Source organism: Tsukamurella sp. II2bb, from assembly GCF_057815145.1.
This window is the reverse complement of sequence record NZ_JBYPZI010000006.1, coordinates 24,516-47,696: the sequence shown is the minus strand read 5'-3', so window position 1 is coordinate 47,696 and position 23,181 is coordinate 24,516. Positions and strand designations below refer to the sequence as shown.

The window sequence follows — 23,181 nt, the reverse complement described above, 5'->3', positions numbered from 1 at the left end:
CCGACGGGGCGGCGGACCTCACGGCCCGGCGTATTCTGGGGACGCGATGACTCCCGACCGTGAGAACCCCGTCTACCTCGACCACGCCGCGGACACCCCCATGGTGCCCGAGGCGCTGGCGGCGATGGCGCAGGCAGCGGCGCGCCCCGGCAACGCCTCCTCGCAACACGGCTCCGGCCGGCGGGCGCGCCGGATCCTGGAGGAGTCGCGCGAGTCCATCGCCCGCGAACTGGGCGCCCGCCCCTCCGAGGTGGTCTTCACCGGCGGCGGCACCGAGGCGGTGAACCTCGCCGTGAAGGGCCTCTACTGGGCCCGGCGGGCCGAGAACCCGGCCGCTGTCACGGTGATCGCCTCGGCGATCGAGCACCACGCCGTCCTCGACGCCGTCGAGTGGCTGGGCGAGCACGAGGGCGCGCGCGTCGTCCTGCTGCCTGTCGACCACCGCGGCCTGGTCGCCCCGGCGGACCTGCGGGCCGCGCTCGACGCATCGGCCGGCACCGTCGCGCTGGTCAGCGTGATGTGGGCGAACAACGAGGTGGGCACGATCCAGCCGATCGCGGAGCTGGCCGCCGAGTGCGCCCGCGACGGGGTACCGATGCACTCCGACGCCACCCAGGCCACCGGTCATCTGCCGATCGACTTCGGCGCCAGCGGCCTGGCGGTGCTCACCAACGCGGCGCACAAGTTCGGCGGACCGCAGGGGGTGGGCGCGATGCTGATCGGCCGCTCCGTCGCCTGCGTGCCGCTCGCTCACGGCGGCGGGCACGAGCGCGACCTGCGCTCCGGGACGCCCAACGTCGCCGGTGCCGCGGGCATGGCCGCGGCGCTGACGGTGGCCGTCGGGCGGATGGACGAGGAGTCGCCCCGCCGGGCGGCGCTGCGCGACCGGCTGCTCGCCGGGGTCCGGGACATCGAGGGTGCCGTCCTCAACGGAGGTGCCGCGCATGGCATCCCGGCGCTGCCCGGCATCGCGCACGTCTCCTTCGCCGGCTGCGAGGGCGATTCCCTGCTCATGCTGCTCGACGCCCGCGGCATCGAATGCGCCACCGGCTCGGCGTGCAGCGCCGGCGTCGCCCGGGTCAGTCACGTGCTGGAGGCGATGGGCGCCGATCCCGCGGTCGCGCGCGGCTCGCTGCGCTTCTCCTTCGGTCCCGAGACCACCGAGGCCGACGTCGACGCGGTCCTCGACGCCCTGGGCCAGGTCGTCGACCGCGCCCGCTCCGCGGGGCTGAGCTTCACGGGGGCCCGCTGATGCGCGTGCTGGCCGCGATGAGCGGCGGCGTGGACTCGGCGGTCGCCGCGGCGCGTGCGGTCGAGGCCGGGCACGACGTGGTCGGCGTGCACCTCGCGCTGTCGGAGGCGCCCGGCACCCTGCGCACGGGCTCGCGCGGCTGCTGCTCCAAGGAGGACGCGGGCGATGCCCGTCGCGCCGCCGACGTGCTCGGGATCCCGTTCTACGTCTGGGATTTCGCCGACCGCTTCCGCGAGGACGTGATCGACGACTTCGTCGCGGCCTACGCCGCCGGCGAGACCCCGAACCCGTGCCTGCGCTGCAACGAGAAGATCAAGTTCTCCGCTCTCGCCGAGCGCGCCTACGCCCTGGGCTTCGATGCCGTCGCCACCGGCCACTACGCACGCCTGGCCGGCGGTGAGCTGCGCCGCGCCGTCGACGCCGACAAGGACCAGTCCTACGTGCTCGCCGTGCTCACCGCGGAGCAGTTGGCGCGGGCCATGTTCCCCGTCGGGGACACGCCGAAGCCGCTGATCCGCGAGGAGGCGGCCCGCCGCGGTCTCGCCGTCGCGGACAAGCCCGACAGTCACGACATCTGCTTCATCCCGTCCGGCGATACGCAGGCCTTCCTCGGTGCCCGCATCGGCGTGCGGCCCGGCGCCGTCGTCGACGGCGAGACCGGCGAACGCCTCGGCGAGCACGCCGGCGTTCACGAGTTCACCATCGGGCAGCGCAAGGGCCTCGGCCTGCCGGGCCCGGCCCGCGACGGCGAGCCCCGCTACGTCACCGCGATCGACGCCGCGTCCGGCGAGGTCACCGTCGGGCGCGGTGAGCGCCTGGACGTCACCCGGATCATCGCCGACGGTGCCGTCTGGACCAGCGGCGTCGCGCCCGAGGGCCCCGTCGAGGCCGTGGTGCAGGTGCGTGCGCACGGCGGCCTCGCGCCCGCCACGGCGCGCGCCGACGGCGATCGGCTGCTGATCGACCTGCACGAGCCGCTGCGCGGCGTGGCGCCCGGTCAGGCGGCGGTGCTGTACGCGCCCGACGCCGACCGGGGTGACCTGGTGCTCGGCTCCGGCACTATCCGCGCGACCGCGCACGACGGTGCCGTGGCTGCTGGAAGTGCAGCGCGGGGGCCCGCCGCCGATGTCTGATCTCCTCGCGCCGCTGATCGGCGGGGTGACGGGGATCGGCTCGCTGCCGGGTACCGACCCGCGGGAGGCCTCCGCCACCGTCGTGGGCGAACTGGAGGTGCCCTTCCTGCCCGAGCTTCCGAACCGGGGGATCGGCGCCGACATGCTCGCCCGGGGCGCGGGGATGCTCGTCGACCTCGGCTTCGACGTCTCCACCACAGGGTACCGGATCGGCGTGCCCGCCGGCCGCGTCGCGCGGCTCACCGCCGACTACCTCGAGCGCGATCTCGATGCCTTCGAGGAGGCCTACGAGGTGGCGCGCCGGCGGGGCGGCGGCCTGGTCAAGACCCAGGTCGCGGGCCCGCTCACGCTGGCCGCCGGCCTGGAGCTGCCGAACGGGCACCGGGTGGCCCGGGACCGCGGCGCCATGCGCGATCTCACGGCCTCGCTCGCGGAAGGGCTGGTCCGGCACGTCGCGGACCTGCGCCGCCGGCTCGGCGCCGAGGTCGTGCTGCAACTGGACGAGCCCTCGATGTGGTCGGTCGTGCACGGCACCGTGCCCGCGCTGACGAAGCTCGATCCGGTGCGCGCCGTCCCCGCGCCGGAGGCCGCCGACCTGCTCAGCTCCGTCGTGGACGCCGTCCACGAGGAGGGCGCGCCCGTTCTGGCTCACCTCTGCGGCCGCATCGACTGGGACGTGGTGCGGCGCATCCCCGTCGACGGTGCGCTGCTGGACGCGACGCGTCTCGCGGCCCCCGACTACGAGGGTTTCGGGGAACTGGCCGAGTCGCGCACCGTCGTGGGGCTGGGCCTGGTCCCCGCGGTGCCGAGGCGGCGGCGACGCTCGGCGGCGGACCTCGCCGCGCCGGCCCTGCAGCTCTACGACGAGATCGGCCTGCCGCGCCGCGATCTGATCCGCGCCACCGTGACGCCGGTGTGCGGTTTGGCCGGTTCGCCCGAGATTCGACCGATTCTGGACGCCTGCAAGGAGATTCGGTCGGTCTTGGCGGAGGCGTCGGTCACCTAGCCCGCTACACTTCGGCGATGTTTCCGACTACCGGGGCGGTCGATGCTGCGGACACCGCCTGGCTGCTCGCCGCGTTCGCCCTCGTGCTGCTGATGACTCCCGGGCTCGCCCTGTTCTACGGCGGCATGGTCCGCAGCAAGAGCGTGCTCAACATGATGATGATGTGCCTCACCGCCATCCCGGTGGTGTGGCTGCTATGGGTGGCCTTCGGCTACTCGATGGCCTTCGGGCCCGACCGGGGCGGGGTCGTCGGCGATCCGACCACGTTCGCCGGCCTGCGGAGCCTAGTCGGCGCCTTCGGCGCCGACGGCTCGGACTCCGGAGCGGTGCCGCTGGTCGGGCACGTTCCGGCGCTGCTCTTCGTCGCCTTCCAGGCGGGCTTCGCGATGGTCACCGTCGCCCTGATCGCCGGCGCGGTGGCCGACCGGATGCGGTTCGTCTCCTGGCTGGTCTTCGCCGGCCTGTGGGCGACGCTCGTCTACTTCCCGGTCGCGCACTGGGTGTTCTCGGCACCGGGCCTGACCGCCGCGCACGGCGGCTGGATCGTCGAGCACCTCAAGGCGATCGACTTCGCCGGTGGTACGGCCGTCGAGATCAACTCCGGCGCTTCCGCACTCGTCATGGCGCTGCTGCTCGGCCGCCGCGCGGGCTGGCCGCGGGACCCGATGCGGCCGCACAACCTGCCCTTCGTGATGCTCGGCGCGGGCCTGCTGTGGTTCGGGTGGTTCGGTTTCAACGCCGGATCGACGCTGGCCGCGAACGGTGCCGCCGCCCTGATCGTGGTGAACACGCTCGGCGCTGGCGCGGTGTCGATGGTCTCCTGGCTCGTGGTCGAGAAGGTGCGGCACGGCAAGCCCACCTCCTTCGGCGCCGCGTCCGGCGTGGTGGCCGGGCTGGTGGCGATCACGCCGTCGTGCTCGGCCGTGACGCCGATCGGGGCGCTCGCGGTGGGCGTCGCCGCAGGCGCGATCAGCTCCTACGCGATCGAGCTGAAGTACCGCTGGCGGTACGACGATTCACTCGACGTGGTCGGTGTGCACCTCGTCAGCGGTGTGGTGGGCATGCTCATGATCGGCCTCGTCGGCAGCGCCGCGGCCCCGGCGGGACGCGACGGCCTGCTCTACGGCGGCGGCCTCGATCAGCTGTGGCGGCAGGCCGTCGCCGTGGCAGCGGTCCTCGGTTACGCGATGGTGGTCACGCTGGTCATCGGCCTGGCGCTCAAGGCCACGATCGGGCTCCGGGCCGATCCGCAGCACGAGGCCGACGGCCTCGACGACGGGCTGCACGCCGAGTCCGCGTACGACTTCCACGTGGTGCGGGGCGGGCGGCTCGAACCCGGTCGGTGACGACGGGGCGCGGTGTGCCGTCGGCCGCGTTCCGCTCTCAGCGATAGTCCTCGACGCTCTCGCCGGTCTGAGTAATCATGTAATCAAGTAATCAGACCGATGAAGGAGACGATCATGATGGCAGGACGAGGTCCGCGCGCCGAGGTGCCGGACGCGAAGGATGCGGGTGCCTGGTTCGCCGGACGGCTCCCCGACGGGTGGTTCGACGGTGCGCCGGCCGTCACCGTCGATCGTGAGGAGATCGTGGTCGTCGGCACGCTGCCGTCGGCCGGCGAGGAGTCGGCGGCGCAGCGCGAGGGTCGCGCGGCGCGGTTCCGGGAGGAGACCCGCGAGCAGCGGATGCGGATCGCCGACGAGGCGCAGGAGCGCTACCGGCGGCGGGTGTCCTGGGGCGTGCGCGCGGGCGATGCGACGATCCTCTACACCCATCAGGCGGTGCCGGTGATGACTCGGCTGCGGCAGCCGGAGCGGCTGGTGCTCGACACGCTGGTCGACGCCGGCGTGGCGCGCTCGCGCGCGGATGCCCTGGCCTGGTGCGTGCGCCTGGTCGGCGAGCACACCGACGACTGGCTCGGGCAGCTGCGGCAGGCGATGAAGGACGTCGACGACCTGCGGGACCGCGGCCCGGGGCTCTGAGCCGTGGATCGGGGCCCGCGGGTCAGGTCCGTCCGGCCTCCAGTGCGGTGATCGCCCGCCGCGGGGCGATCTGCCGGTAGCTCGCGTCGATCAGCTCGGCCACCTCGTCCCAGTCGACGGTGCCGATCGTCAGGTCGAGCCCGAGCCAGCCGGCGGACGCCATGTAGGCGGGGAGGAAGAAGCGTTCGTCCTGTTCGAGCGCCGTGCGCTCGGCGGGATCGGCGATGACCAGCAGGCTCGTGTTGCGCTGCTCGTGCGGCCGGGTCGCGGTCTTCTTCGTGCCCCCGCCGTACACCGCGAACATCTTGCCGCAGCGGAAGGTCGGGCGACCGTGGGCGATCTTCTCCGTCGCCTCGGGGAAGCCCAGCGCGATGGCGCGGACTCGCGCGAGGACGGGGTCGTCGTCGGAGAACATGATCGGATGCGGCATGTCCCCAACCTAACCGGATCAGATGCCGAAGCGGTCCGTGAGCCGATCGACCGCCCAGCCCGCCTCGAAGACGGGCGTGCTGAGCACGAAGGAGGGCAGACGCGGCGGCCTCGGGCGCCACAGGGTCTGCAGGTCGTCGTGGGGTTGATCCCCGGCGAGCCGGTCGGCCAGGAGGGTGCCGAGGTAGGGGGACTGGGCGAGGCCATGGCCGTTGCAACTGACGCCGTAGAAGACGTTCTTCGCGACCTCTCCCGCTACCGGGAGGAACGAGGTCATCGCGATCCAGCCGCCCCACGCGCGCTGGGGTGCCAGGTAGTTGAGCGTGGGGAAGCGCTGGTGGAAGCCCTTGGTGAGGTCATCGACGACCGCCGTGTCGGGCGCCTGCGCTCCCAGCGGACCGGACGGTGCGCCACGCAGGCGGCGCGTGCCGTAGAGGAGCGTGCCGCGCGGGGTGCGCCGGTAGTTCTCCAGGATCTGATGCGGAGTGACGATGCCGGCGCGGGTCGTCCACCCGATCGCTTCGAGCGCCTCGGGGTCGACGGGGTCGGTCTCGACGACGCTGGTGTACACCGGGCCGACACCCGAGGGACCGATCGCGAGCTCGCGCGTGTTCGCGTTCGTGGCGAGGACCACCCGCTCGGCGTCGACGCGCCCGCTCGGCACCTCGACGGTGACACGGGCGCCGTTCGGCTCCACGGAGCGCACCGTCGTCCGCTCGAAAACCCGCGCACTGGACTTCAGGAGTGCACTGCGGATACCGGCGGTGAACTTGCCGGGGTTCATCAGGCCCCCACCGCGGATGAAGATGCCGCCGAGGAACGTGCTGGGCAGGCCGAGCTCCGTGCCGTCGCCGAACTCGATGTTCGAGCCCGCCTCCTGCAGGATCTTCGCGTTCTTGCGCAGCCGCCCCAGCTGAGCCTCGCTGATCGCTGCCTTGATGTTGCCGGTGGCCTCGTAGTCGCAGTCGATGCCGAAGCGCTCGACGAGCCCCTCGGTGAACTGCGCGGAGTTCTCCGCGAACCGCGTCAGATTCTTCAGCTTGTTCTTGTAGAAGAAATGCAGGACCTCCGCCTCGCCCGCCAACTCGTTCGACAGGTAGCCGGCGTTGCGCGAGCTCGCGCCCCAGCCGCAGTACCCGGACTCGAGGAGGACCACGTCGACCCCGCGCTCGGCCAGTCGCAGCGCGGTCGCCATGCCGGCGAGGCCGCCGCCCACGACCGCCACGTCGCACCGGATGTCGCCTCGGAGCGGGGTGGTGATGTCGGTCGGCTCGTCGCTCCACCCGGTGAACGCCGAATAGCTCACGCCTGCAGATGTCTTCATGGACACGGTGTCCTCCTCGGACGTTCGAAGCCGTATCGTCACGGCATCATGGTCATATGACCAACTGTACGGGAGGGTTCGTGGTCGCGCGACCATTCCGGATGGAAAGTCTGCGAGCGGTGGTGGAACGTGTTCTACTTCTGGGGTGATTGCGCAGTCGGTCCGGGTAGGCATCGTCCAGTTCACCTCCGATCGCGGGGTGCCGCCGCACCGGTTGGCGCCGCTCATCGAGGCGGCGGGCTTCGCCTCGTACTTCGTCCCGGAGCACGGCCATATCCCCACCCGCCGCGACGCGGCGCACCCGGGTACCGGTACCGCGGAACTGCCGGACGACCGCTACCTGCGCACCCTCGACCCGTGGACCTCGCTCGCCGCGGCGGCCGCGGTCACCGAGCGGATCGAGCTGTCCACCGCGGTCGCCCTGCCCGTCCAATCCGACCCGATCACCCTGGCGAAGACGATCGCCACCGTCGACCATCTGGCGGGTGGCCGGGTCACCCTCGGGGTCGGCTTCGGTTGGAACCTCGACGAACTCGCCGACCACGGCGTCCCGGCGGGCCGCCGCCGGACCATGTTGCGCGAGTACCTCGAGGCGATGCGCGCGCTCTGGCGGGACGAGGAGGCGCAGTACGAGGGCGAGTTCGTCTCCTTCGGGCCCAGTTGGTCGTGGCCCAAGCCGCCCGGCCCCGTGCCGGTGCTCGTCGGCGCCGGGGCCACGGACAAGAACTTCACCTGGATCGCCAAGAACGCGGACGGCTGGATCACCACGCCGCGCGATCGCGGGATCACCGGCGCGGCAGCGCGGCTCGCGGAGATCTGGCGCGAGCACGGCCGCGCGGGGGCGCCCCGCATCGTCGCCCTCGATGCCGTGCCCGACGGTGCCCGCCTGGCCCGGTGGGCCGCGGCGGGGGTCACCGATGTGCTGTACCCCGTGGACGATTCGAGTATCGACGCCGCCCGCGCGTACCTCGACCGGCTGGCCGGCGCAGTGGGTCCAGTCCCGCGGTGAGGGCGGGCGCGCGGCCGGTGGTGATCTGCTCGGCCAGCAGTTCACCGGTGAGTGGACCGAGGGTAAGGCCCCACATGCCGTGTCCGCCACCGACGTACACGCCGGGCGTGGCCGTGCCGCCGATGAGCGGGAGCCCGTCGGCGGAGAGCGGCCGCGGGCCCACCCACTGCTCGTCGATGCCGGACCAGTCGATCCCGCGCAGCAGCGGCCGGACGGCGTCGTTGGTCACCCGGATCCGCCGGGGATCGAGGGGCCGGTCGGGATCGGCGAACTCCATGATCCCCGCGACCCGGACCCGGGGGCGGCCGTCGGCACCGTCGGGCCTCGGGGTGATCGCGGCGCGTGCGGCGGGGAAGTAGGTGGCTCCCCGCAGCGGGGTGTCGATCGGGACCGAGCAGCTGTACCCGCGGCCCGCGAACAGCGGGATCCGGACCCCGTGTGCGGCGGCGAGCCGGGGGAGCCACGCGCCGGAGCACAGTACGGCCGCGTCGGTGAGCTCGTCGATCCCGGTCCCGCGCACCCGGACCCGGGCACCGTCGGGACGGACCCGCGTGACGTCGACGCCGGTCCGCAGTTCGCCCCCGCCGGCGACCACCGCGTCCGCCAGCGCGTGGACGTAGGCGCCGGGGTCCAGGTAGCGCTGGCCGCGCAATCGCAGTGCGAGGGCGATCTTCTCGGTGAGGTGCGGCTCGTACGTGCGTGCCGATTCGGGGTCGAGCAGGGTGAGCTCGATCTGCTCGCCGGCGGCGCTGACCCGGGCCAGCTCATCGAGGATGACGGTGGCGTCGTGCAGGCTCGCGAAGCCCACCGTCATGTCGTGCGCGTGCAGCTCGCCCCGGACGCCCGCGGCGATCTGCCGTTCGAAGGAGTCGAAGACGTGCGGCGTGAGCGTCGAGTACGTGCGCATCGACGCCGCCCACCTGTGCGGCGTGCAGTTGCGGCCGAAGGCGGCCAGGAACCGCGCCACCGCGGGGTCCTTCGACGGTGCCAGCGTCACCGGCGAGGACGGCGAGAGCAGCGCCCGCGGCCCCTGCCTGAGTAGGGCCGGCTCGGGGAGCGGGATGGTGAAGGCAGGGCTGAGCCAGCCCGCGTTACCCCACGAGGCGCCCGCCGCCGGGCCGATCCGGTCGATGACGGTGACCGCGACTCCCCGCTGTTGCAGGCTGAAAGCGGTGGAGAGGCCGACGATTCCGGCCCCGACGACGATGGCCTTGTGGGCCGGGTGCGTGTTGGTCATGGCTCGACTATGGGCCACCGGGCGACGACAGGGGCGGGAAACAGTACGAAGACGGCATCCCGCCCACGTGGGTGAACGCCGCGCTATCGTCGACGTCGTGAGCGTGCGGACTCGGGTGGAGAAGAGCCGGTGAGCCCCGACCCGGGCCCCGGGTTCGATTTCGGCGGCCCGGCGGTACCGGTGTTGCGCATGTTCGACCGGGACGCGACGGTCGAGTTCTACACCCGGTACCTGGGTTTCACGCTCGAGTGGGAGCACCGCTTCGAGCCGGACCTGCCCGCCTACGTCGAGGTCCGCCGCGGCGGCGTGGTCCTCCATCTCTCGGAGCACTTCGGCGACGGCAGCCCGAACTCGGTGGCGTGGATCCCGGTCGCCGACGCCGCCGCGCTGCAGGCGGAGCTCGCGGCGCACCGTCATCCCCGGTCCCGGCCCGGACTCGATCCGGACGGTCCCGGCGGCCCGACGGTGACGGTGATCGATCCGTCCGGCAACGAGCTGCGCTTCGCTCAGGTGCGGTAGGAGGCCCGCGAACCTGTCGGCGCCTGCGACTAACCTGACACGCATGTCGAAGGAGCTGACAGAGGACGATCGCCGCGCCTGGCAGGAACTCGCCGAGGAGGTGCGCGGGCACCAGTTCCGGTACTACGTGCAGGACGCGCCGGTGCTCTCCGACGGTGAGTTCGATGCGCTGCTGCGCCGCCTGCAGGAGATGGAGGAGGCCTTCCCCGAGCTCGCCGTGGCCGATTCCCCCACCAAGCTGGTGGGCGGCGGCTTCTCCACGGAGTTCACCGCGGTCGATCACCTCGAGCGGATGATGAGCCTCGACAACGTCTTCGACGAGGGGGAGCTGCGCGACTGGATCACGCGCGTGCGCAAGGACGTCGGCGGCGAGGTCGTCTTCCTCACCGAACTCAAGATCGACGGTGTCGCCCTCAACCTGGTCTACGAGAACGGCTCTCTCGTCCGCGGTGCCACCCGGGGCGACGGGCGCACCGGGGAGGACGTGACGCTCAACGCGCGCACCCTGCGGGACGTGCCGCACGTCCTGACCCCGTCGGAGGAGTTCCCGATCCCGGAGCTGCTCGAGGTGCGCGGCGAGGTCTTCTTCCGGCTCTCCGACTTCGAGGAGCTCAACGCGGGGCTGGTGGCCGAGGGCAAGCCGCCCTTCGCCAACCCCCGCAACTCCGCGGCGGGTTCGCTGCGCCAGAAGAACCCGCAGGTCACCGCGCGGCGCAAGCTCGGCATGATCTGCCACGGCCTGGGCCGTATCCAGGGGCAGTGGTCGCCGTCGTCCCTGCACGACGCGTACCGGGCCCTCGCGGCGTGGGGCCTGCCCGTCTCGCAGTACACCAAGCAGGTCAGTAGTGCCGACGCCGTGGTCGAGCGCATCCTCTACTGGGGCGAGCACCGGCACGATCCCGAGCACGAGATCGACGGCCTGGTGGTCAAGGTCGACGAGATCTCCCTGCAGCGCCGGCTCGGCGCCACCTCGCGCGCGCCGCGCTGGGCCATTGCCTACAAGTATCCGCCGGAGGAGGTCACCACCAAGCTGCTGGACATCCGCGTCAACGTCGGCCGCACGGGCCGGGTGACGCCGTACGCGTACATGGCGCCGGTCACCGTCGCCGGCTCCACGGTCGAGTTCGCCACCCTGCACAACCCGTCCGAGGTCGAGCGCAAGGGTGTCCTCATCGGCGATACGGTCACCATCCGCAAGGCGGGCGACGTGATCCCCGAGGTGCTCGGCCCCGTCGTCGACCTGCGCGACGGCACGGAGCGGCCCTTCGTCATGCCCGTCACCTGCCCGGAGTGCGGGGCCGTCCTGGCCCCGTCGAAGGAGGGGGACGCCGATATCCGCTGCCCCAACACCGAGACCTGCCCCGCCCAGCTCCGCGAGCGCCTGTTCTACCTCGCGGGACGGAACTGCTTCGACATCGAGGGCCTGGGGTACGAGGCCGCGTCCGCGCTCACCGCCTCCCCGGTCCTGCACAACGAGGGCGACGTCTTCGGCCTCACCGCGGAGGACCTGCTGCAGGTACCGCTGTTCACCAACGACAACGGGACGCTGTCCGCGAACGCGCAGCGCCTCCTGACGAACCTCGGTGTCGCGAAGAACAAGCCCCTGTGGCGTGTCCTGGTGGGCTTGTCCATCCGGCACGTCGGGCCGTCCGCGGCGCGGGCGTTGGCGCAGGAGTTCGGCAGCCTCGACGCGATCGCCGAGGCGGACGTGGAGCGGCTCGCGCAGGTCGACGGTGTGGGCCGCACCATCGCGGAGGCGGTGATCGACTGGTTCACCGTCGGCTGGCACCGCGAGATCGTCGAGAAGTGGCGCGCCGCGGGCGTGCGCCTCGAGGACGAGCGGGACGAGTCCGTGCAGCGCACGCTGGAGGGACTGTCCATCGTGGTCACGGGATCGCTGCAGAACTACTCCCGGGACGAGGCGAAGGAGGCGATCCTGGTGCGCGGCGGCAAGGCCGCGGGCAGCGTCTCGAAGAAGACGGCCTTCGTCGTGATCGGCGATGCGCCCGGATCCAAGGCCGACAAGGCGGAGCAGTTGGGCGTGCCGATCCTCGACGAGGACGGGTTCACGAAGCTGCTCGCCGAGGGGCCGGACGCCTTCGCCGCCGAGGACGACGGTGCTGAAGACGACGGCGCCGAGGGCGGCGGCGCCGAGGGCGGCGGCGCCGAGGGTGGCGACGCCGAGGCGCCCTGACGGCTCGGAACAGGTGCCGCGCGCGGGCTCAGGGCGATACCCGTCGCCGCCGAGGGCGGGGTGTCATCATGAGGTGACGCCTCGTCGCGGGACCGACCGTGCGCCGGCGGCACGAGGAGGCGTGGGCGATGATCGTCTTCGACACCGAGGATCACCCGGCTTCCGATCGCGCCGACGCCGTGCAGGACGCCTTCTCGAACGTGTGCCTCCCGCTCGACGTCACCCTGCGCAACGACCGCGGCGGGCCCCGGTGCCGGCTCGACGTATGGCAGTGCGCGAACGCGAACGTCTTCTCCGGCGAGGTGACGGGGCTGTCGATGCGGCGCATGCCGGCCCACCTGAACCGCGAGGGCGACGACCTGATCTCGCTGACCGTGCAGTGGCGAAGCGACATGCGGTACGAGAAGGACGGTGAACGCTACGTCGTGCGGCCCGGCGAGCTCGCGCTCAACGACTGCGTCACGGCGTACTCGGTCGCGTGGGACGGCACCGGTGCGGCACGCGCGATCCGCACGACCCACGGCGTCCTCGGAATACCCGCGGACGTGATCGCCGCCGCCACACCGAACCTGTCGCGCAGTCCGATGTACGAGCTCGTCCAGCACCAGATGGCGTTCCTGGGCCGGCACAGCGCCGATCTGGAGGGCACCGCGGCGGGCGAGCACGTCGCCGAGTCGACGCTCGGCATGGTCCGGGCGCTGATCCTGTCGGCCGCCGGCGCGGATGCCGCGCCCGCGCAGACGACCGGAATCGAGCTGGTCGAGGCGATCGAGGCGTACATCCGAGCGAACATCGGGAACCCGGGCATGACACCAGCCGCGATCGCGACCGCGCACTGCATCTCGCTGCGCGTGCTCTACAAGCTCTTCCACCGGGAGATGCGTTCGGTCGAGCAGACGATCATCGTCGAACGCCTCCGCGCCGCGCGCCGGCTCCTCCGGGATGCCCCGGAGGCGTCCGTCACCACGATCGCCTACCGCGTCGGCTTTCAGGACCCGAGCCATTTCGCCCGGCGCTTCCGCTCCGAGTTCGGCGTCAGCCCCTCCGAGTGGCGGGCGGCCCGCGCCCGAAACGGCTGAACTCCGATCGCCGCGCCGCCCGCCCGGCCCGTGCACGCTCGGTCCGGACCCGTGCACCCACAGGCGAGTGCCGGGCACCCCCGTCTGGCAGATTCCGAACGGGGCCGATGTCACGAGCGACGAAGGATTGATCATGAGCGAGACACTCACCGACCGGGAACGCGCGGACGTGACGCGGGCGAACGACACCGACCGGGTTCCCGTGGTCTTCGTCCACGGACTCTGGCTGCTCTCCAGCAGCTGGCAGTCCTGGCGCGACCTCTTCGAGGACCTCGGGTACGTGACCCTCGCGCCGGGCTGGCCCGACGATCCGGCGACCGTGCAGGAGGCGCGCGAACATCCCGAGGCGTTCGCCCGGAAGATGGTGCAGCAGGTCACCGACCACTACCTCGAGGCGGTCACGGCTCTGGATCGGGCCCCGGTCGTCGTCGGCCACTCCTTCGGCGGCCTGATCGCCCAGAAGATCGCCGGCACCGGAGCCGCGTCCGTCACGGTCTCGATCGACAACGCTCCGTTCAAGGGCGTACTGCCGCTGCCGACGTCGTCCCTGAAATCCGCGGCCCCGGTGCTCGCCAACCCCGCCAACGCCGGACGCGGGGTATCGCTCACCTGGGAGCAGTTCCGGTACGGGTGGGTCAACAACCTCTCAGAGGCCGAGGGACGACGGCTGTACGACACGTACCACGTGCCCGCCGCCGGCGCCCCGCTGTTCCAGGCTGCGTTCGCGAACATCAACCCGTTCGGCGGCGAGACCCACGTCGACACCAAGAACCCCGACCGCGGACCGCTGCTGATCATCGGCGGCGAGAAGGACCACACGGTGCCGCTGGCGATCACCCGGGCCAGCTACAAGATCCAGGCGAAGAACCCCGGGGTCACCGAGTACGTCACGATCCCGGACCGGGGGCACTCGCTCACCATCGACTCGGGCTGGCGAGAGGTGGCCGACGCGGCGCTCGCGTTCATCGACCGCCACGTGTGACCGGCGCGAGAGGACATCGACCGTGGTGAACGGGGCCGCGCGTGGGCGCGGGGGACTGCGGGCGCTGTCCTCGGTGCCGTTCCGGTGGTACTTCGCCGGGCAGGTCGTCTCGGCCAGCGGCACGTTCGTGCAGCAGACGGCGCTCGCCTGGGCCGTCCTGGCGATCAACGGTTCCGCCACCGAACTGGGCATCGTCCTCGCCGTCGGGGGACTCCCGGCGATGTTGTTCGGTGCGTTCGGCGGCACCGTCGCCGACCGGTTCGACAACCGCCGGCTCCTGATGATCACGACCGCGGTGAACGGGTTGCTCGCCACGGTGCTCTGGAGCGTCGCCGTGACGGGACGCCTGACCATTCCCGTGATCATCGGGCTCAGCCTCGCGAGCGGCGCCGTGCAGATCGTCGACTCGCCGGCCCGGCAGGCGTTCGTCGCACAACTGGTCGACGCGGACGCCATCGGCAGTGCCGCGAGCCTCAACGGGGTGCTCGTCAACGGCTCGCGCGTGATCGGCCCGGCGCTCGCGGGCGCGCTGATCGTGACGGTCGGGACCACGGCCTGCTTCGCCGTCAACGCCGTGAGCTATCTGGTCGGCTTCACGACGCTGATCCCGATCCGTCCCGTGCACCCGGCCGGGCGCAGCGTCACTCCGGGCGGGGTCCGGCAGGCGCTCGGCTACGTCTCGCGGCACCAGCAGCTGTACGTGCCGCTCGCGATGATGACGCTGGTCGGGCTGGTCGCGTTCAACTTCAACCTCGTCCTACCGCTGCTGGCGAAGGACACCTACGGCGGCGACGGCGGTACCTACGGCCTGCTGTCCACGCTGCTCAGCGTCGGTGCGGTCGGCGGATCGCTCACCGCCGGGATCCTCGGTCACCCCCGGCGGCGCGTCCTCGTGCTCTCGTGCCTCGCCTTCGGGCTCTTCCTCGCCGTGACGGCGGTCATGCCGACCGTCGCCGGGGCCTGCGTCGGCCTGCTGCTCTCCGGGTTCTCCGGATACCTCCTGGTGACCACGGCGTCGACGGCGCTGCAACTGCATGCCGCGTCGGAGTACCGCGGGCGCGTGATGGCGCTGTGGGTCCTCGTCTTCATGGGAACCACGCCCCTCGGGAATCTCGCGACGGGCTGGCTCTGCGCCGCCGCCGGGGCGCGCGCCGCCCTCTGGGCGGCCGCCGCGTCGTGCCTGGTCGCCGGGCTGATGGCGACCCGCGTACACACTCCGCCGAACGTCGACGAGCAGATGACTACCTGACCAGTACCGTCGCCACGATGCCGGCGAGGTAGCCCAGCCGCGCCACCTCGGACGGCCGGAAGTCCGGGCCGCCCGGACGGCCCACGAGCACCACCTTGCCGATGGCGCCGAGCGGTGCGGCGGCGAGCTTGGTATCCATCTGCTGCCAGGAGTCCGGCACCCAATCCGCCTCCGCATCGAGGGCGACGGGGCCGCCGAGCGGCAGGAAGTCGAGGTGCTCGGGCGGCGTCTCCGGCAGCCCGGAGGACCCGAAGACCGGCCACGGGGTCTCCGCGGTGTTGTTCAGGACGGCGCACCATCCGACGCGGAGGACGCGCGGCACCTGGTCGGTGAGCATCTGGAGCTGGTCGTGCCCGGCGCCCGCGACGTGGTCGATGAGCTCCAGTTCGCGGTGCGTGTCGAGCACATCGGCGTAGGGGCGGATCGAATCGACAGTGATGCCGTCCAGCGCCTCCGCGGCGGTGATCAGGGTGTCCGGCAGCGACTGCGGCCCGAGGTCGACCACGATGTCGTCGACCGCGAAGCCGTCACCGCGCTCCACGACGTCGAGCGAGAGGATGTCGGCACCGACCGATCCGAGGGCGACGGCGAGGGATCCCAGGCTGCCGGGGCGGTCGGTGAGGCGGACGCGAAGGAGGTAGGACACGCCCCGATTGTGGCACTCGCGCCCGTCGGACGCAGACCCAGCCGTGCCTCGCGCGCCCGCGCCGTCCCACGACGTTGGCAAGATCACATCACCCCGGTTGGTGTCTCGGGGCGTGGGAACCGACACTGTTACCCATGCCCCACACCGAGACCCGGTCGGAGGCAGGAGCGGCCCACAAGGCCTCGCTGACCTCCGTCGCCCGACGCATCGCCCCCGGCCGCGAACACGAATTCCTGGCCTGGACCGATGCGGGCATCGCACTGGCCCGTACCTACCGCGGCTTCCTGGGCGGCGGCTGGGTCCGTTCCGCGGACGATCCCGACCTGTACTTCGTGATCTACCGCTTCGCCTCCGACGAGGAGCTCGCCGAGTGGCAGAGCTCCCGCGTGCGCAAGCACTGGCTCGAGCGGTGCGCGGGCCTCGCGGTCGAGACCGCCACGCACCGCCTGTCCGGTATCGAGGGCTGGTTCTCCCCGCGGTCCGACGGTACCGGCCCCATCGCCTCGCCCGTGGTGGCGGTCCCGCCCCGGTGGAAGCAGGCCGTGGCCATTTGGCTCGGCTTCTTCCCGCTGTCGCTGCTGGTGAACTTCCTCGTCCTCCCGCATCTGACCGTCCTGCCCGCGCACGGCTGGGGCCTCGTCGGCCGCACGCTGGTGGCGACCCTGATCAACACCCCGCTCATGGTCTTCGTCGTCCTGCCGTGGGTCACGGCCCGGATCAAGCCGTGGCTGGAGCGCGGCTGACCGGCTCCGGGTCCGCCGCCCGCAGGGCCCGAGCACGGCTCACCCGGCGAAGTCCGGCCCCTGGATGAAGACGTTGGCGACGGTGAACTGGTAGGGGATCGTGACGACCCTGGTGTAGAGGTACCTGTTGCGGACGGTCGCGTGGACCACTACCGGTCGAGCGTCGACCGGGAGGCCGGTCGCCCGGAAGTGGTACCACCGCTCGCTGCCGTGGAACTCCCAGCCGGTGAACGCGGGCGTCCATTTCTGCCCGTTGGGCCTACTGATCGAGACCTGGGGAACGACGTAGTGGTACTCGTCGGTGACGGTGATGTTGACGATCCCGGTACTCGGTGCCGCGTGCGCCGCGGGAACAGTGGCGGAGGTCAGCGCGAGGACGCCGGTGAACACGGCGGCGGTGGCTCGGGAACGGGCTCGTGAACGAGGAGAACGACGCGTGCGGTCGGTGGTGATCGTCATGGATTCACGCTACGAACCGGCGCGGGGCGCGGCATCGGTGCGAGTACTCAACCCGCGCCGCGCCATCGGCCGAACTCTGGGTAGGGGCGCGTAGCCGTGCCACGGGCTGCGGTGGCCCTTACCCCGGGTGCGCGCTATCCGGCGATGGCCCGGGATCGACCGGCGGTGGCGCCGAGTTCGTCGAGCACCGCGAGACCGGCGCGCTCGCCCGACGCGGCGGCGTCGGCCAGTGAGGGCAGGTCCAGCTGGTAGTCGCCGGCGAAGTGGATCGGGCCCAGCGGATCCCGCAGCACCGGCAGAGAGGTGCGCCGGCCCGGCGCCCAGAACGGCACGACGCGGCGGTGCTTGCGCACGACCGGATCGGCGCCGAGCTTGCCGCGCAGCTCCGGGAAGATCGAGATCAGGTCCGCGGAGAACCGCGCGACGATCTCCTCGTCCGACAGGTCGAACAGCGCATCCGCGCGAGCACCGCCGGCGAAGCACGCGAGCGCACCGCCCGGTGTGCGGGGGCCGCTGCGACGCAGCGCCGCAGCATGGTTGAACATCGCCTGGAAGGACAGCTGCGGCGCGGAGACGCCGAAGGAGTCGTCCCACCGCTGCGGGCCCTCCTCCTCGGTGAAGAAGCCGACGATCACGTAGCGGCCGTAGGTGATGTCGTTCAGGGCGCCTCGCTGCTTCTGCGGCAGGCCGTCGACGATGCGCTCCGTGATGTCGGCGGGGGTGCTCACGATCGCCCGGCGGGCGCGCAGCCGGGCCGGACGGTCACCGTCGAGGTAGTCGACGACCACCCCGTCGCCGTCCTGTCGTACCTGCTGGACCTGCGTGTTCAGGCGGATACGGTCGCCGAGGTCCTCGGCGAGCACGTCGGTGAGGGCCTGGTTCCCGCCGCGCGGCAGCGTGAAGTTGGGGATCTTCTCCGGATCGGCGAGCGCGAGCCCGACGGAGGTGACGAACTGCGTCGCGGCGGTCTCCTCGGGCTCGCAGCCCATCCACTGGGCGGACCACGACCGGACGATCTGTTCGGCCAGTTCGGAGTTCACGCCCTTGAGCAGATAGGACGCCAGGCGTGTCTCCATCGTCGCGCGAACCTTCTGCGCGACCTTGCTCTGCGACTCGAGGAAAGGCATGGCCGCGATGATGCGGCTGCCGACCAGAGCCATGCCGAGGCGGTCCTTCATCGTCATCCTGGTCTTGACCATGAGCGCCAACGGGTTGGACGTGTCGACCAGCCCGCCGTTGAGATACAGCGCGAGGCTCGTGCCCGCGAGGGAGCCCATCTCGATGCCGTGCCGGTTCAGGGCGTCGATGAGCGTGCCCGAGCCCTCGGTGAATTGCGTGCCCACGTTGACCCAGTAGTCGCCGCGGCGCACCGTCTCGACTCGTCCGCCCGTCCGGTCGGACGATTCGAGGACGACGACGTCCGTGCGGGGCGCCAGGGTCGTTGCGGCCATCAGGCCGGACATTCCGGCGCCGATGACCACGACGTCGTGGACGGTGTTCTCGGGCTTGGTCGTCGGCGAGCTCATGCGTGGGCCTGGGACGTGTGCTGTCCGCTCGCGGCGTCCACGCGATTGTTGTACGCGGCGAACGCGTCGTAGGCGCGGTAGTACGCGACCATCATCAGGCCCCAGGTGGCGAGGGCGAAGATGTAGAACAGAGTGTGGTCGGCGTCGTCGCCGGGGATGTGGGCGAAGTGGCCCAACGCCGCGCTGCCGGCGCCGGTGTCGTAGATGACGGTGACCACGAGGCCGAGGAAGGTTGCGATCCCGGTCCACACCGCGTGCCGCCGCTCACCGATCTCCCACAGCCGCTTGGTGAGGTAGACCAGGTAGATGCCGGTCAGCAGGAAGGCCACGATGAAGAAGATCGCGGCTGCGAGGGCCCAGGGTGAATCGAAATCCTGGTAGCCGATCAGGAGGAAGCCGACCACGCCGGCCAACGCGAACGCGCCGATCTCCACGGCTCGGGTCGGCTTGTACCGGTGGGTGACCTGCATCAGGCCGAGCACCAGGATCAGGGTCATACCGATGGACCGCGAGAAGGCGTCGATGAACAAGGCGATGTGGTACTGCAGGCCATCGTGGCTGCCCTTGATCGCGGCGAACACCAAGAAGTTCGTACAGGAGATACCCATGACGATCCACTCGAGCCCGAGCAGGTAGTTGTGGTGCTTACGGAGGAATTTGACCCCGTAGACGAAGCTGGCGACGATCACCCAGATAGCGGCGATCATGAACAAGATTTCCCTCATGATTTCTTTCCTTCGGATCAGTGGGTGAGTGCTGCTAGGCGATCGGTGTCGTACGGGAGCTTCATGACGCGGCCTCCGCGTCCTTGGGGAGCACGCCGGTGCCGCGGGCGCGGACGGCGACGATGGGCTCGTCCAGCACTCGGGAACGCCCGCTGTCGTCGGCTGCGCGGCAGGTGACCCGCAGCTCGAAATCGATGGTCCGGCTGCGGTTGCCCTTCTTCACCAGGGTGGCCTGCGCCTCGACGATGTCGCCGCCGCGGATGGGGGCGAGGAACTCCACGGAGGAGTAGCCGGCGAACAGGCCCTCGTGGCCGTCGGTCTCGATGGACAGGTTGGTGCCGACGTCGCCGAAGAGCTTGAGTGCGAAGGCGCCGTCCACCAGGTTGCCCGCGTAATGGGCGTCCGAGAAGGCGACGTACCGCCGATGGACGACGGTGTTCATGATGTTCATGCGATCTCCTGGTCGATGCGGCCGATGCCGGCCGCGGTGGTCACGCCGTCGAAGGCGACGCCCGGATAGCCGCGCTTGGCGATCTCGGCACACATGCGGCGGTACTTGCCCACGCCGCCGACATAGCCCATGAAGGTGTTGGCCTTACCGGCGACGTTCGAGCCGCGGTACCACGAATCCGTGGTCGCGTAGAGGGTTTGGGCGACGGTCCATTCGGAGATGTCGACCCAGTCGGACTGCCCCTGCGCCGTCGCGGTGATGCGCTGCGCGCCGGCCTCGCGGGCGTGGTCGATGATGTCGGCGATCCAGTCGACCGATTGCTCGATGGACATCACCACGTTGCTCGCCAGCGCGGGACTCTGGGGGCCGGCGACCATGAAGAAGTTCGGGAAGCCGACGGTCATGACACCGAGGTAGGTACGGGTGCCCTCTGCCCACACGTCCTGCAGCCGAACCCCGTCCTCGCCACGAAGGCCGAGGCCGTACAAGGGCCCGGTGAACGCATCGAAGCCGATGGCGAGCACGATGGCGTCCGCCTCGTACTCACCCTCCGACGTGACGATCGAGTTCGCGGTCATGGTCTCGATCGGCTGGTGTCGTAGCGATACCAGCGAGACGTTGTCCCGGTTGTACGTCTCGTAGTAGTCGGTGCCGAAGCAACTGCGCTTGGCGCCGAGCGGGTGATACTTCGGCACCAGCAGCTCGGCGGTTACCGGATCTTTGACGATCTCTCGGATCTTGTTGTGAATGAACTCGGACGCGGTACGGTTGGCCTCCTCGTCGAGCAGCAGGTCGGAGAACTCCGAGCCGACACCGTTGAAGCCGCTGCGGATGTACGCCTCCTCGTATCGACGCTGCCGCTCCTCGTCGGAGACGTCGAAGGCCTTGTCCGGCACGATGTAGTCGGGGATCCCACCGAGGGAATGCCGGCAGTGCTCGCGGATCGCGGGATAGTCGCCCTTGACGGCGGCGACCTCGTCCGCGGTCAGCTCCCGGTTGCGGGCGGGCATGACATAGTTCGGCGTGCGCTGGAACACCGTGACGTGCTCCGCGATCTGGGCGATCAGCGGAATCGCCTGCACGCCGGACGAACCCGTGCCGATCACGGCGACCTTCTTGCCCCGGAGCTCCTCGAGGTCGATGTTCCAGCGGCTGGTGGAGACCTGCAGGCCTGTGAAATTCTGCAGCCCGGGAACGTCGAAGTCCTTGGGGGTGGAGAGCCCGCCCGCGCCGGAGACGAGGTACCGCGCGCGGCGCGTCTCGCCGTTGTCGAGGTGCACGGTCCACAGCGCCTCGTCGTCGTTCCACTCCGCGCCGACCACGCGGGTGTTGAAGGTGAAGTGCTTGCGCAGGTCGAAGCGGTCCGCCACGTGGTTGATGTACGCCAGGATCTCCGCCTGCGGCGCGAATCGTTGGCTCCACGTCCACTCCCGCTGCAGGTCCTCGTCGAACCCGTACGAGTAGTAGATGCTCTCCACATCGCACCGCGCGCCCGGGTAGGTGTTCCAGAACCACGTACCGCCGACGCTGGGGCCGGCCTCGAAGCCGGCGAAGGTCCAGCCGTCCGTGGTGAGGCGATGGGAGAGGTACATGCCGGTGAAGCCGGCCCCGACGCCGATGACGTCGACCACCGTGTCGTCAGTGGTAGGGGTGCTCATGCTGCGCTGCTTTCGTTGATAGTCGAACGTCTTGGTCAAGCGACTATGAATTGAGAATGGCAGTGTCTCGCGTCACAGTCAAGGGGTCGGGCGGGACTTCTCACACTTCACATGGGTAAATCGGGCGAATCGACGCCGACCACGCGGTCTCCGCAGAAGACGCGCACGGACTCCGCGGGGCCGTGGCCGCCGATACCCGCTGTGCCCCAGAAGCTCTGCGCGGAACCGTCGGCGAGGTCGGCGACCTTCGCGCCGTTGATCCGCACCTCGCCGGACATCACCTTCGAGCCGATGTCGACGGCGCGGGTCAGGTCGGTGCCGTAGACGTACGCGTCCAGGCCTGACGGTGCCGCGTTCGCCGCCCGCAGGGCGTCCTCGTCGGAGTCGACGGCGTGCAGGCTGATGACGGGCCCGAACAACTCCGCGTTCGCGTCGGCGGCGTCCAGGCCGGAGGCGATGGTGGGGGAGAGGAAGAAGCCGCCCAGGTCGGGGAGGACGCCCGGCTGGTGGATCGTGGCGCCCTTGTTGCGCAGTTCCTCGATCCGCGACGTCAGGGTGGCGAAGTGCGGCGCGTTGGAGATCGGCCCCACGGCGGCGGCCTCGTCGAGCGAGTTGCCGATCGGGAGTGCGGCGATCCGGTCGACCAGGGCTTCGAGGAGGGGGCCGACCAGGCGGCGGTGCGCCAGTACCTTGCCCGGGCCCTCGCACCACTGCCCGTTGAGCTTCGTCATGCCCTCGATCAGCCCGTCGGCGGCCACGTCGACATCGGCGTCCTCGAGGACGAGGGCGGGGTTGTTGCCCCCCAGTTCGAGCTGGATCGTGGTGAAGTTGTCCGCGGCCGCATGGGCGATCGCGCGCCCGGCACCAGGGCCCCCGGTGAAGGAGATCGCCTTGATGCGGCGATCGCCGGTGAGAGCGGCGCCCACGTCGCCCAGCCCGTGCACCACCTGGAGTGCTCCCGCGGGCAGCCCCGCCTCGACGAAGGCCTCGGCCACGATCTGGGCGCTGGCGGGTGCGTGCTCGGAGGGCTTGAGGATCACCGGGCAGCCGGCGGCAAGCGCGCTCACCACCTTCGCGGCGGGGATGAAGCTCGGCCCGTTCCAGGGCGTGAGGATCGCGGTGGGGCCCAGCGGCACCTTGTAGAGGCGGACGTCGCGCCCGTCGGCGTCCAGTGCGGTGCGGCGTGGGATCGATCGGAGTTCCGCTGCGGCGCCGCGGATCCGGTAGGGCAGGAACGCCGCGACCTTGCGGGTGTTGGCGATGGTGGTGCCGCTGGTGAGAGCGTCGGTGCGGGCGATGTCCTCGATCCGCTTCTCGATGATGTCCGCGGCGCGCTCGATGACCTGCGCGCGCTCCTCGTTCGCGGCGTCCTCCCAGCGATCGAAGCCGTAGGACTTCTCGGCGTGCGCGAGGGCCCGTTCGACGTCCTCGGGACGGGTAGTGACGGTGCGGTGGATCGGCTCGCGGGTGTTGGGGTCGAGGTTCCAGGCGTCGGGGACGACCTCGGCCGCGACCCATTCGTCGGCGATGTAGTTGATCGGTTGGGGCAGTGTCGGGTTCGGCATGGCAGTGTCTCCT

22 protein-coding genes are annotated in these 23,181 nt (G+C 71.0%); 12 read left to right on the top strand and 10 right to left on the bottom strand.

The features are described from left to right. The first annotated feature begins 46 nt into the window (after positions 1 to 46). The 5 genes from AC21LY_RS14455 to AC21LY_RS14435 all read left to right on the top strand — a co-directional run bounded on the left by AC21LY_RS14455 (position 47) and on the right by AC21LY_RS14435 (position 5,373). Positions 47 to 1,252, top strand: coding sequence for a cysteine desulfurase family protein (locus AC21LY_RS14455; protein WP_489047204.1), 1,206 nt, complete (start codon positions 47 to 49; stop codon positions 1,250 to 1,252). Continuing rightward, positions 1,252 to 2,385 (top strand): tRNA 2-thiouridine(34) synthase MnmA, encoded by a 1,134-nt coding sequence (gene mnmA / locus AC21LY_RS14450; protein WP_489047203.1) that lies wholly within the window; start codon positions 1,252 to 1,254, stop codon positions 2,383 to 2,385. Before AC21LY_RS14455 ends, mnmA begins: the two co-directional genes overlap by 1 nt. Next, a complete protein-coding gene (locus AC21LY_RS14445; RefSeq protein WP_489047202.1) occupies positions 2,378 to 3,391 on the top strand; it encodes a uroporphyrinogen decarboxylase/cobalamine-independent methonine synthase family protein in 1,014 nt (337 codons plus the stop codon). The genes mnmA and AC21LY_RS14445 overlap by 8 nt, the downstream gene beginning before the upstream one ends. 17 nt (positions 3,392 to 3,408) lie before the next feature. Further along, complete coding sequence (locus tag AC21LY_RS14440) at positions 3,409 to 4,737, top strand: ammonium transporter (RefSeq protein ID WP_489047201.1); 1,329 nt, start codon at positions 3,409 to 3,411, stop codon at positions 4,735 to 4,737. Positions 4,738 to 4,851: 114 nt separating this feature from the next. Beyond that, positions 4,852 to 5,373: a hypothetical protein gene (locus tag AC21LY_RS14435; RefSeq protein WP_489047200.1), complete on the top strand. Its 522-nt coding sequence runs from the start codon at positions 4,852 to 4,854 to the stop codon at positions 5,371 to 5,373. A 22-nt stretch (positions 5,374 to 5,395) separates the two neighbouring features. Here AC21LY_RS14435 and AC21LY_RS14430 read toward each other — a convergent pair whose 3' ends face one another. Both AC21LY_RS14430 and AC21LY_RS14425 read right to left on the bottom strand, forming a co-directional pair. After that, complete coding sequence (locus tag AC21LY_RS14430) at positions 5,396 to 5,803, bottom strand: MmcQ/YjbR family DNA-binding protein (RefSeq protein ID WP_489047199.1); 408 nt, start codon at positions 5,801 to 5,803, stop codon at positions 5,396 to 5,398. Between the two features lie 18 nt (positions 5,804 to 5,821). Next, positions 5,822 to 7,126, bottom strand: coding sequence for an NAD(P)/FAD-dependent oxidoreductase (locus tag AC21LY_RS14425; RefSeq protein WP_489047198.1), 1,305 nt, complete (start codon positions 7,124 to 7,126; stop codon positions 5,822 to 5,824). Positions 7,127 to 7,271: 145 nt separating this feature from the next. Between AC21LY_RS14425 and AC21LY_RS14420 the strand changes: the two genes are divergently transcribed. Then, positions 7,272 to 8,135 (top strand): TIGR03619 family F420-dependent LLM class oxidoreductase, encoded by an 864-nt coding sequence (locus AC21LY_RS14420; protein ID WP_489047197.1) that lies wholly within the window; start codon positions 7,272 to 7,274, stop codon positions 8,133 to 8,135. On the opposite strand, the gene AC21LY_RS14415 is transcribed toward AC21LY_RS14420, so the two are convergent. Further along, a complete protein-coding gene (locus AC21LY_RS14415) occupies positions 8,038 to 9,372 on the bottom strand; it encodes an NAD(P)/FAD-dependent oxidoreductase (RefSeq protein ID WP_489047196.1) in 1,335 nt (444 codons plus the stop codon). The genes AC21LY_RS14420 and AC21LY_RS14415 overlap by 98 nt on opposite strands. Positions 9,373 to 9,501: 129 nt before the next feature. Between AC21LY_RS14415 and AC21LY_RS14410 the strand changes: the two genes are divergently transcribed. From AC21LY_RS14410 to AC21LY_RS14390, 5 genes are all read left to right on the top strand, one after another. Next, the gene (locus AC21LY_RS14410) at positions 9,502 to 9,891 is read left to right on the top strand and encodes a glyoxalase superfamily protein (RefSeq protein ID WP_489047195.1); all 390 of its coding nucleotides are present in this window, start codon (positions 9,502 to 9,504) and stop codon (positions 9,889 to 9,891) included. Between the two features lie 43 nt (positions 9,892 to 9,934). Further along, positions 9,935 to 12,085: an NAD-dependent DNA ligase LigA gene (gene ligA / locus AC21LY_RS14405; RefSeq protein ID WP_489047194.1), complete on the top strand. Its 2,151-nt coding sequence runs from the start codon at positions 9,935 to 9,937 to the stop codon at positions 12,083 to 12,085. 128 nt (positions 12,086 to 12,213) lie between these two features. After that, positions 12,214 to 13,164: a helix-turn-helix domain-containing protein gene (locus AC21LY_RS14400; RefSeq protein WP_489047193.1), complete on the top strand. Its 951-nt coding sequence runs from the start codon at positions 12,214 to 12,216 to the stop codon at positions 13,162 to 13,164. Between the two features lie 133 nt (positions 13,165 to 13,297). Then, the gene (locus AC21LY_RS14395; RefSeq protein ID WP_489047192.1) at positions 13,298 to 14,146 is read left to right on the top strand and encodes an alpha/beta hydrolase; all 849 of its coding nucleotides are present in this window, start codon (positions 13,298 to 13,300) and stop codon (positions 14,144 to 14,146) included. A gap of 22 nt (positions 14,147 to 14,168) precedes the next feature. Beyond that, positions 14,169 to 15,395 carry an MFS transporter gene (locus tag AC21LY_RS14390; RefSeq protein ID WP_489047191.1) on the top strand — a complete coding sequence of 409 codons (1,227 nt, stop codon included), beginning with the start codon at positions 14,169 to 14,171 and terminating at the stop codon, positions 15,393 to 15,395. Here AC21LY_RS14390 and AC21LY_RS14385 read toward each other — a convergent pair. Continuing rightward, the gene (locus AC21LY_RS14385) at positions 15,388 to 16,041 is read right to left on the bottom strand and encodes an ACT domain-containing protein (protein ID WP_489047190.1); all 654 of its coding nucleotides are present in this window, start codon (positions 16,039 to 16,041) and stop codon (positions 15,388 to 15,390) included. The two genes, AC21LY_RS14390 and AC21LY_RS14385, sit on opposite strands and share 8 nt — an antisense overlap. Before the next feature lie 134 nt (positions 16,042 to 16,175). Here AC21LY_RS14385 and AC21LY_RS14380 point away from each other — a divergent pair, with 134 nt between their 5' ends. Continuing rightward, positions 16,176 to 16,784, top strand: coding sequence for an antibiotic biosynthesis monooxygenase (locus AC21LY_RS14380; protein ID WP_489047189.1), 609 nt, complete (start codon positions 16,176 to 16,178; stop codon positions 16,782 to 16,784). Between the two features lie 39 nt (positions 16,785 to 16,823). Here AC21LY_RS14380 and AC21LY_RS14375 read toward each other — a convergent pair whose 3' ends face one another. The 6 genes from AC21LY_RS14375 to AC21LY_RS14350 all read right to left on the bottom strand — a co-directional run bounded on the left by AC21LY_RS14375 (position 16,824) and on the right by AC21LY_RS14350 (position 23,168). Continuing rightward, entirely contained in the window at positions 16,824 to 17,243 is a 420-nt protein-coding gene (locus AC21LY_RS14375; RefSeq protein WP_489047188.1) for a hypothetical protein, read from the bottom strand. A 134-nt stretch (positions 17,244 to 17,377) separates the two neighbouring features. Next, the gene (locus AC21LY_RS14370; protein ID WP_489047187.1) at positions 17,378 to 18,769 is read right to left on the bottom strand and encodes a flavin monoamine oxidase family protein; all 1,392 of its coding nucleotides are present in this window, start codon (positions 18,767 to 18,769) and stop codon (positions 17,378 to 17,380) included. After that, the gene (locus AC21LY_RS14365) at positions 18,766 to 19,494 is read right to left on the bottom strand and encodes a transporter (RefSeq protein WP_489047186.1); all 729 of its coding nucleotides are present in this window, start codon (positions 19,492 to 19,494) and stop codon (positions 18,766 to 18,768) included. The genes AC21LY_RS14370 and AC21LY_RS14365 overlap by 4 nt, the downstream gene beginning before the upstream one ends. A gap of 61 nt (positions 19,495 to 19,555) precedes the next feature. Continuing rightward, on the bottom strand, positions 19,556 to 19,936 hold the full coding sequence (locus AC21LY_RS14360; RefSeq protein WP_489047521.1) for a hotdog fold domain-containing protein: 381 nt from the start codon (positions 19,934 to 19,936) through the stop codon (positions 19,556 to 19,558). Between the two features lie 5 nt (positions 19,937 to 19,941). Further along, the gene (locus AC21LY_RS14355) at positions 19,942 to 21,603 is read right to left on the bottom strand and encodes a flavin-containing monooxygenase (RefSeq protein ID WP_489047185.1); all 1,662 of its coding nucleotides are present in this window, start codon (positions 21,601 to 21,603) and stop codon (positions 19,942 to 19,944) included. Positions 21,604 to 21,710: 107 nt separating this feature from the next. Then, positions 21,711 to 23,168 (bottom strand): aldehyde dehydrogenase family protein, encoded by a 1,458-nt coding sequence (locus AC21LY_RS14350; protein ID WP_489047184.1) that lies wholly within the window; start codon positions 23,166 to 23,168, stop codon positions 21,711 to 21,713. Between the last annotated feature and the right edge of the window lie 13 nt (positions 23,169 to 23,181).